We start from the raw sequence: 9,796 nt of genomic DNA, 5'->3' as shown, positions 1-9,796 counted from the left end.
TTTGTTTGCCAATGGCAGATGTATACTAAAGTAGAATTTTATTTTTGGTTCTGTACCACTTGGACGCGCTGCAATTTTAGTGCCATCGGCTGTGTAATAAATCAAAACATTTGACTTCGGAATGGAGATTTGTGACGTTGAACCATCTTCCATATTAGTTGTTGTGGACGTTTGATAATCCTCAATTTTAACTACTTTTGAACCATCAATTGTAGTGAGTGGATTTTCGCGTAAATCAATCATGGTTTGCTTGATTTCAGCGGCGCCATCAATTCCTTTCTTTACCAAAGAAACTAACTTTTCCTTATAAAAACCGTGTGCTACATACATATCAATCAAAGAAGCGTAAAACGAGCTTCCATTGGCTTTCGTTTGTGCAGCAATCTCACATGCCAATAATGCAGCAGTTACTGCATCTTTGTCACGTACAAAATCGCCTGTCATAAATCCGAAGCTTTCTTCGCCACCGCCAATAAATTCCAACTCAGGAAAATCTTTGATCATTTTGGCAATCCATTTAAAGCCTGTCAATCCAATTTTACATTCTACGTTATATGCATTGCCCAAATCAGTCATCATTGGTGTAGATACAATCGTAGAACCTATAAATTGTTTTCCGTTGATTTTGTTGTTATTTTTCCATTGTTGCAACAAGAAATCGGTCATAACAACCATCGTTTGATTTCCGTTGAGCAACATCAGTTCACCTTCTAAGTTGCGTACAGCAATTCCCAAACGATCACTATCAGGATCAGTTCCAATAACAATATCAGCATTGGTTTTCTCGGCTAATTCCAACGCCATTTTTAGCGCTTCTGGCTCTTCTGGATTTGGCGAAACTACCGTTGGAAAGTCTCCATCAGGTTTCGCTTGTTCTTCCACAATATGTACGTTTTTATAACCAGCGCGTTTCAATACCTCTGGAATCATTGTGATGGATGTTCCGTGTAATGACGTAAAAACAATCGTTAAATCATCTTTATTTGCTGCTTTAAAATCTGCATTAGCGACACTTGCATTGATAAAAGCTTCATCTACATCCGTATCAACCAAATGAATTAAATCAGTATTCGCATCAAACTGAATTTCAGAAAAATCCAATCGATTAATTTCGTTGATAATTTCACCATCTTGTGGAGGAACAATTTGTCCACCATCTGTCCAATACACCTTGTAACCGTTGTATTCTGGCGGATTGTGGGAAGCTGTTAAGACAATTCCGCAGTGACAATCTAAATATTTTACTGCAAATGATAATTCTGGCGTAGGCCGTAAATCTGAAAATAAATACACTTGAATTCCATTAGCAGAAAATACATCAGCAACTACTTGCGCTAACGACTTGCTATTGTGTCTACAATCGTACGCAATAGCAACCTTTAATTGCTCATTTGGGTATATTTTTTTGAGGTAATTACTCAGTCCTTGTGTGTTTTTCCCTAACGTATATTTATTAATTCTGTTGGTTCCAGGTCCCATAACGCCTCGCATACCGCCAGTTCCGAAAGCTAAACTTGTGTAAAAACTTTCAGTTAATTCTTTTGGATTTGTGTCTATAAGTTCTTGAACTTTCGCTTGTGTTTCAGAATCGAAAATTGGAGAAAGCCAAGTAGTTGCTTTTCCCAAAATAGTAGCGTCTATCTTTGTCATTTATAGGTGTTTTAAGTCACAAAAATAATGAATTCATTTGGGTTTCTATTTTGATAGGCGAAATATTTTGAATAACTTTAATGACCGATTATACCACTATGAAAAAGAATCCTCTAATTTTCTTTTGCATACTTCTATTTTTCATTGTCTCGGTACACGCACAAAGAGAAACCGCAAATTGGTTTTTTGGTGTCAATGCAGGTCTAAATTTTAATTCAGGTGCACCTGTAAATTTAGATACGGGACAAATTAATACATTAGAAGGCTGCTCAACAATTTCTGATGCCGATGGCGCATTGTTATTCTATACCGATGGAGTAACTGTGTGGAATCGTATGCATCAAATGATGCCAAACGGAACAGATTTGGCTGGAAGTTTATCAAGTACACAATCGTGTATCATTATTCCAAATCCTGGCAATGCAAACCTCTTTTATATTTTTACTACAGACGTAGTTGACTCTTATAACGGAAGCAATACTGGTGCAAGTAATGGATTTAATTATTCCGTTGTAGACATGGCACAGAGTAGCGGCATGGGAAATGTAACCACTAAAAATGTAAATTTATTGACTAATACGTCCGAAAAAGTATCTGGAACACTAAGTTCCGATGGAAATTATTGGGTAGTTACGCATCGTAATAATCAGTTTTTTTCGTTTAAAGTTACTGCGGCAGGCGTAAATGCTATTCCAGTTGTTTCAAACACATCAAATGCAGTTCCTGATTATAGAAATATTAGAGGAAATATGAAAATTTCGCCTAATGGACAAAAATTAGCAATTGCACATACATTATTTGAACCAGATTTAGCAGGTTTACTTTATCTATATGATTTTGATTCAACAACAGGATTTGTAAGCAATGGACAATTTATGGCAGATGAAATTATGTTTTATGGCGTTGAATTTTCTTCAAATTCAACACGATTGTATGCTTCTGGGAAAGCCTTTGGGATTAATTCCTTAACTAATATGCAATTGCAACAATATGATGTGACAGCTGCAGATGTTCCAAATACAAAGTTTGTAGTGTATGATTATCCATCAGCACAAGTAACACCATCGCTGGCAGGAAGTTTACAATTAGGCTTAGATAAACGTATTTATCATGCATTACCATCTTCAAAATTATCAACGATTAATGCGCCAAATTTGTTAGGTGCTGCTTGCGGATTTGATTACCAAAGTGTTGATTTAGGAACTAATTTTACGCGTTTTGGTTTGCCAGCTTCGGTACAATCTTTTTATGAAAGTATTGCTACAATTGAAAATTTTTGTTTAGGTGACGAAACTACATTTACGATTTCTTCCGAAAATACAATTACAGGAATTAACTGGAATTTTGGCAATCCAGCTTCGGGCACCGCAAATACTTCCACAGCAATTTCTACCTCGCATACATTTACAAACGCAGGTTCATTTACGGTGACTGCACAAGTTTCATTCTCAAACATTCCAGATCAACTATTTACTGAAATTGTTGTGATTCAAGAAACGCCGAATATTGCACCGTTATTTACAATTGAACAGTGTGACGTTGACGAAAATGATACGGATGGTTTGTCAGTATTCAATTTGCAAGAAGCTATTACAATAATTGAAGAAGACAATGGAAATGATAATATAGATGTTGCATTTTTTGAAAGTATGAATGATGCACAAATGAACGAAAACGGCATTACAAATGATTTTTATGCAAATACCGTAAACAATCAAATATTGTATGCACGCGTATTTTCGTATATAGATTGTTTTGCCATTACACAAGTGCGACTTAGTGTAAGTGAAGGCAGTAATTTGGGTGTGTATAGTACGATTGATGTGTGCGAAGTTGGCGATACAAATATTTCCATCTCACAAATAGAAACCATTATCGGAGACGATTTTCCTAGCGCAACCATTAGCATACATTCCACTAGAGATGAAGCGTTATTGCTAGAAAATCAACTAACCAATTTTTCATTTATAGACGCAACCACAACCGATGAATTGTTTTTTAGAGTTTCTTACGGAAGCAATTGCGGATTTATTGGAAGCATTCTACTAAATATTGTCGCGCAGCCAACACTAGAAGATCAGCAAGCATTTTTATGCAGCGATGTTGGCTCTGCTGTAGAATTGTCTTTTGACGAATCGTTTTCAAGTTACGCTTGGTCAACTAATGAAACTACGCCTTCAATTATGGTTACGGAAGTAGGCACGTATGCTGTAGTTGTTACCAATAGCGCAGGATGCGAAAAAGAAATAAATTATGTGGTAACTGCAGAACCGCCATTGACAATTGATCGGATAGATGTACACGATTTTCAAGATGTAAATACGGTTCAAATTCTGCTGACGTCAGATAGTAATCCAGAAAATATTAGTTATTCTGTAAATGGCGGAAATTCATTTTCAGAATCAAACGAATTTGTTAATCTGTTTCCTGGAGTCTACGATATTGTGGTGCGACGCGGCGAATGTAGCGCAGCTACTGAAACGATTTTAGTTGGAGGTTTTCCAAAGTTTTTTACACCTAATGGCGACAATGTAAACGATACGTGGCAATTGTTGCAAAAAGAATATTATCCGAATGCAACCATAGAACTGTATGATAGATACGGTAAAAACTTAAACTACATTAAAGCTGATAGTGAATGGGACGGAACCTATAAAGGAATTTCGTTGCCATCTGGCGATTATTGGTATAAGCTTACGCTAGAAAGTGGAAGAGTAGTTACGGGAAATGTAACGTTAAAGCGTTAAATAATGGAATTCAACCTAAGTTTTAGGAATGATTAGTAGCTGTTTTATATTGTTTGTTGTAGGGTAGTGTTTCTAGTTTTTTTCGATTAAAGTAATTACTGAAATTTCACGTATTAAAATTCGAGTTGTGAATTTGTAGACATAATTCTTTTTTCTTTCTGGACAAATTACTTCAATATAATTTTTGCTGATTTTTGAGACATAATCGACTCTTTTCGAGCCATCGGTACAAGATATATCTAGATTTTTTTCATCGTTTTTAAGTTTAATATCTACTTGTTTATTCAAGAATAGCTTTAAGTCTTGTGCAGAAAAACTATTCGATGTTTGACTAAATGCAAAATTAGTAATGCAAAATATAGCAATTGCTACTGTTATTTTTTTCATAATCAATTTATTTAATATGGTACTTTAGATTTTTTTTTAAACATATTACGCTTAACAAGTACTTAAAAGCTTAGCGTTGTTCTTTAAATATTTTCTGTTTCACTAATCTTATACCGTTCTTTATCGCGTTTGCTTCGCAAGATAATTTCGCCTAAAAACCCAGCTAAGAAAAATTGCGTTCCAATAACCATGGTGGCTAACGAAATATAAAACCACGGATTGTCAGTGATAAGAATCGCTTTCAAACCATACGCAAGTTTGTATAATTTCATAATTCCGATATAACCTGCAGCGGCAAATCCGATAAAAAACATAAACACGCCTAAAGCGCCAAATAAGTGCATTGGACGTTTTCCGAATTTAGACAAAAACCAAATTGTAATCAAATCTAAAAAACCATTGATAAAGCGATCGTAGCCAAATTTCGTTTTTCCGTACTTCCGTGCTTGATGAATCACTACTTTTTCGCCAATGTTTTGGAAACCGGCATTTTTAGCCAATACAGGAATGTATCTGTGCATTTCTCCGTACACATCAACATTCTTCACTACAATATTCTTATAAGCCTTTAAACCGCAGTTAAAATCATGTAGCTTCAATCCTGAAGTACGTCTTGCTGCCCAATTGAATAATTTTGAAGGAATATTTTTCGCGATGACGGAATCGTAACGTTTCTTTTTCCAACCCGAAACCAAATCGAATTTTTTCTCTGTAATCAATTCATACAAACCTGGAATTTCATCGGGACTGTCTTGTAAATCCGCATCCATTGTAATGACAACATCGCCAGAAGCTTCCTTAAAACCTGCGTGCAATGCTTGCGACTTTCCATAGTTTTGTAAAAAACGAATTCCTTTAACTTCAGTATGTTTTTGTGATAACTCGTGAATAATTTTCCAAGAATCATCTGTACTTCCATCATCAATAAAAAGCACTTCATACGTAAACTTATTGGCTTCCATTACACGTGAAATCCAAGCATGTAGCTCTTGTAACGACTCATCTTCGTTAAGTAATGGTATCACTACAGATATATTCATACAGGATTCTTAGGGTTTGTAAATATCTTTGATTTAATGGCTAAAGATGCGAGTAAAGAAAAGAAAAATCCGCTTAACAAACTTTTAAATACATTTTCGATAAAAATACTGAATTTATAATTCGATTTTAAAAACTTGATACTTTCTTGAATCTTCTCGTCTGTAAAGTCACTATTTTCCTTTAAATCGTTTTTAGCAACGACTGCCAATTTATCTACAAAATCAGTTTCGATATAGGAAGCATGTACAATCATGTAAATCCAAAGCATTAAACTTCCCAAAAGAATCACGCCAATTCCTGTTTTTAAACCTTCTCTAATAGAAAAAGGTTCCTCTTTGCGACTTACTTTAATAATTGCAACAATCATAAATACAGCCATAACTGGGAACATTGCTAATGAATATACATTTTTTGGATCAGTATGAACATTTAGCTTATATTGCAACACGAAAGAGGTAATTAGGACAAATCCTAAGGCAATTCCGAAATGAGATGTTTTTGAAAACATGAAAACGAATTTTATGTAGGACACAAATATAGAAATTCAAGCGTAAAAATTATCAAAATATTTTTATTTTAATGTTGCACATTCCGAAATAATAATTAAATTTGCACCTCGAAAAATCGAGAAAGTCACAATAAAGATTACAAAAGATGAAACAAGGTATACATCCAGAAAATTATAGAGTAGTAGCTTTTAAAGATATGTCTAACAATGATGTATTTCTTACAAAGTCTACTGTAGATACTAAAGAAACTATCGAAGTTGATGGTAGTGAGTATCCATTATACAAATTAGAAATTTCAAGAACTTCTCACCCGTATTACACTGGTAAGTCTAAATTAGTAGATACAGCAGGTCGTATTGACAAGTTCAAAAACAAATACGCAAAATTCAAGAAATAAGAATTTTGACTACACAATAGTAAATGTCTTTCAGGAAACTGAGAGACATTTTTTTTTGGAAAAATTATAATACTATATTTACAGTCAGCTAAAAAGTGTAAACGACTTCACCTATAAAACCTAATACACATGAACTACATTCTCTTTGACGGAACCGTACGCGACGCATTATTGCCATTTACATATACAAAACCTGTTGCCGATATTAGAGTAGGAATATTGACGATTAGAGAAAAATGGGAAGCACATTTAGGCGGAACTACCACTACAATTACGGAAGAATATTTGTCTGAAAAATATCCAATGGTGGAATTGGAAGAAAATGTAATGATCAATGCTTCTTTTTTGCCAAATGCCGAATTAGTTGCCATTATTCAAGGATTAACTGCAAATCAAGCTATTTTTTCGGGTGATGAAATTATCGCATTTCACAGTACAGACGAACAAGATGAGGTCGATTTTGATACCTATAACATCATTCCGTACGAAGAAGATTGTTTACGAATTGAACATACTTGGGACATTTTCTCAAAAAATGCAGCCGCCATTCAAGCAGATTTTGACTTGATTACAAAAGACAGAACATCACAGCCAATTCCGGCAACGGTAAACGTAATTGCGCCAGAAAATATATTTATTGAAGCAGGAGCAACGCTGAATTTTTGTACACTAAATGCAAGTTCAGGACCAATTTACATCGGAAAAGATGCCGAAATTATGGAAGGTTGCGTGGTTCGTGGTGCGTTGGCAATGTGTGATAACTCCGTCTTAAAACTGGCTACAAAAATTTATGGAGCCACTACTTTAGGACCGTATTGTAAAGTTGGTGGCGAAGTCAACAACTCTGTATTAATGGGCTATTCTAATAAAGGACACGACGGATTCTTAGGAAACTCAGTCTTAGGAGAATGGTGTAATATTGGCGCGGATAGTAACAATTCAAACCTAAAAAACAATTATGCACCTGTGCGATTGTGGAGTTACGAAACAGAGAACTTTGCAAAAACAGGATTGCAGTTCTGCGGACTTATGATGGGCGATCACAGTAAATGCGGAATCAACACAATGTTCAACACAGGAACTGTTGTTGGTGTCAATGCGAATATATTTGGTTCAGGTTTTCCAAGAAACTTTGTGCCGAGTTACAGTTGGGGCGGCGCGAGCGGATTTACAACCTATCTCACCAAAAAAGCGTTTGAAGTTGCCAAAGTAGTGATGGCGAGACGTAAAGTTGAATTTACCGAACAAGACGAAGCTATCTTAACACACGTATTTGAAAGTTCTAAAAAATGGCGAAAAGACGCGTAAAACTATTATTTTCTCTTACAGCAGTACGATCAGTAAGCTTAGAGTGTAACAATATTTCTTTTTTAGACTCTTTACAGTAAATAGATAACAAACAACCTATGAGAATTTTTATACTAGTTTGTATTGGCATATTTCTTATGTCGTGCGAAACGTCAACTATTCCTTGTAATTGTGCAAAAGATCTTGATTATTTAAAGAGTTACGTTGAAAAAAACGTGCCTTCATTTCCAGATAATGTTACAAGTACAAATAAAAATTCATACGAAAAATGGTATGCAGAATTAAAAACTGCTGTACAAAAAGATTCTGTTAACTGCTATAAATACTTAAACACGTATGTTAATTTTTTTAAAGACAATCATACGGATTTAAGCGAAAATAAAATATACAAACCGCTAGATTTACAAAATGACAGTATTGTCAATTCGTTTTTGCAAAGTGAATTTTATGCCCAACAAGAACGTGTTATAGTAACTTCCAATTACTTTAAAGACCGTTCAAAAGATAGTATTGAAGGAATATATGAATTGAAAGACGCCTATACTATTGCCATCATAAAAAGTCCAAAAATGTATCGCGATTATATAGGTGTTATTGTAAAATCTAATAATCCTGTTTGGAAGCCTGGTGATATAAAAATTGAGCTCAAGCGAGAAGATAGCGGCTTATTTTCAGGGTATGTATATGCATCTAACTATACCAAAATAACTTTCCGAAATCACGATATGCAATTTCCGTTGATGGGATTTAAAAAGAAAAATACAAAACCAGTGCTAGCTACTACATTGTCAACAACAGCAAGTTTTACTGTACTTAACAAAAATACCACGTATCTGCGAATTCCAGATTTTTCAGGGAATCTATATACAGAATTACAAGCTCTTTACAAAGAAGCTACTCCGCAAATAACAGCGCATGACAATTTGATTATAGATGTTAGAGGAAATGGAGGAGGAAGTGATTACAATACAACTTTTCTAATAAGTTTACTATACACAAATCCAATAAAAACAGGAAAAGTGGAAACTTTTGTAACTACTGACAATATCAAACATTACGAAAACTGGCTCAAAGTTATGGAAGCCGATAGTGCTAATTACAGTGCCGCGTCTATTGCAAACCAAAAAGAAGTTATTCAGCAAATGAAAGCAATTCCTTTACAAACTTTTTATGGCTTTAAAGAAGAAGGTGAGCTAACACAGCCAACATCTTATAAACAACCTAAAAACATTGTTATTTTATACGACCGTGGTTGTGCAAGTAGCTGTGAAACTCTCATTTACTATGCAAAACAGTCGAGCAAAACAACGCTGATGGGACAAAATTCGTACGGCGCATTAGGCTATGGAAATAATTTGGGCGAAATGTATACGCCAAACTATAACTTTTTACTAACACATTCGACGACCAGACATTTTCATAAAAGGAAATATGAAATTATAGGAATATCGCCAGACATACGACTCAATTATCAACAAAATTGGATAGATGAAGCTTTGTTAGTATTGGAAAATAAAAAATAACAGCGCAAGGCATAAAATTTTGACCCGTACTAAAAAAACGGTAACGATTTTTAGTACGGGTCAAATATAATAATCAAAAAGTAAATAAACCCGTTGTGCATTTTGAATTCAAAAGTATAACGAAACGTCATTTCGAGTGATTTTGAGGTACGAAAAATCGTATCGAGAACTGTTTAGTACAAAATATTCTATTCTCGATACAAATTTGACTCATTTTCAATCGTAAAATTCACT

Annotated in this window: 8 protein-coding genes; 4 read left to right on the top strand and 4 right to left on the bottom strand. The window is 34.6% G+C overall.

Translation table 11 applies throughout. From position 1 onward, the window contains the following. Positions 1-1,650 (bottom strand): phospho-sugar mutase (locus AB8B65_RS07770; RefSeq protein ID WP_405300319.1); only part of this gene is annotated, 1,650 nt, incomplete at its 3' end. Between the two features lie 98 nt (positions 1,651-1,748). On the opposite strand from AB8B65_RS07770, the gene AB8B65_RS07765 reads away from it, so the two are divergent. After that, on the top strand, positions 1,749-4,397 hold the full coding sequence (locus tag AB8B65_RS07765) for a T9SS type B sorting domain-containing protein (RefSeq protein ID WP_405300318.1): 2,649 nt from the start codon (positions 1,749-1,751) through the stop codon (positions 4,395-4,397). Positions 4,398-4,469: 72 nt separating this feature from the next. Here the strand turns inward: AB8B65_RS07765 and AB8B65_RS07760 are convergent, their stop codons facing one another. The 3 genes from AB8B65_RS07760 to AB8B65_RS07750 all read right to left on the bottom strand — a co-directional run bounded on the left by AB8B65_RS07760 (position 4,470) and on the right by AB8B65_RS07750 (position 6,333). Beyond that, positions 4,470-4,784, bottom strand: a complete 315-nt coding sequence (locus tag AB8B65_RS07760) for a hypothetical protein (RefSeq protein WP_405300317.1) — start codon at positions 4,782-4,784, stop codon at positions 4,470-4,472. A gap of 83 nt (positions 4,785-4,867) precedes the next feature. Beyond that, the gene (locus AB8B65_RS07755) at positions 4,868-5,824 is read right to left on the bottom strand and encodes a glycosyltransferase family 2 protein (protein ID WP_405300316.1); all 957 of its coding nucleotides are present in this window, start codon (positions 5,822-5,824) and stop codon (positions 4,868-4,870) included. Continuing rightward, a complete protein-coding gene (locus AB8B65_RS07750) occupies positions 5,821-6,333 on the bottom strand; it encodes a DUF4199 domain-containing protein (RefSeq protein ID WP_405300315.1) in 513 nt (170 codons plus the stop codon). Before AB8B65_RS07750 ends, AB8B65_RS07755 begins: the two co-directional genes overlap by 4 nt. Before the next feature lie 146 nt (positions 6,334-6,479). Here AB8B65_RS07750 and AB8B65_RS07745 point away from each other — a divergent pair, with 146 nt between their 5' ends. The 3 genes from AB8B65_RS07745 to AB8B65_RS07735 all read left to right on the top strand — a co-directional run bounded on the left by AB8B65_RS07745 (position 6,480) and on the right by AB8B65_RS07735 (position 9,562). Beyond that, positions 6,480-6,731, top strand: coding sequence for a type B 50S ribosomal protein L31 (locus AB8B65_RS07745; RefSeq protein WP_405300314.1), 252 nt, complete (start codon positions 6,480-6,482; stop codon positions 6,729-6,731). Positions 6,732-6,860: 129 nt separating this feature from the next. Then, on the top strand, positions 6,861-8,039 hold the full coding sequence (locus AB8B65_RS07740; protein ID WP_405300313.1) for a GlmU family protein: 1,179 nt from the start codon (positions 6,861-6,863) through the stop codon (positions 8,037-8,039). A 215-nt stretch (positions 8,040-8,254) separates the two neighbouring features. Further along, on the top strand, positions 8,255-9,562 hold the full coding sequence (locus AB8B65_RS07735) for a S41 family peptidase (RefSeq protein ID WP_405300312.1): 1,308 nt from the start codon (positions 8,255-8,257) through the stop codon (positions 9,560-9,562). The last annotated feature ends 234 nt before the right edge of the window (positions 9,563-9,796 follow it).

The organism is Kordia sp. (genome assembly GCF_045105435.1).
Lineage (GTDB): Bacteria > Bacteroidota > Bacteroidia > Flavobacteriales > Flavobacteriaceae > Kordia.
Note: the sequence above shows the minus strand (reverse complement) of the source record. Positions and strands in the feature narration are given on the sequence as shown.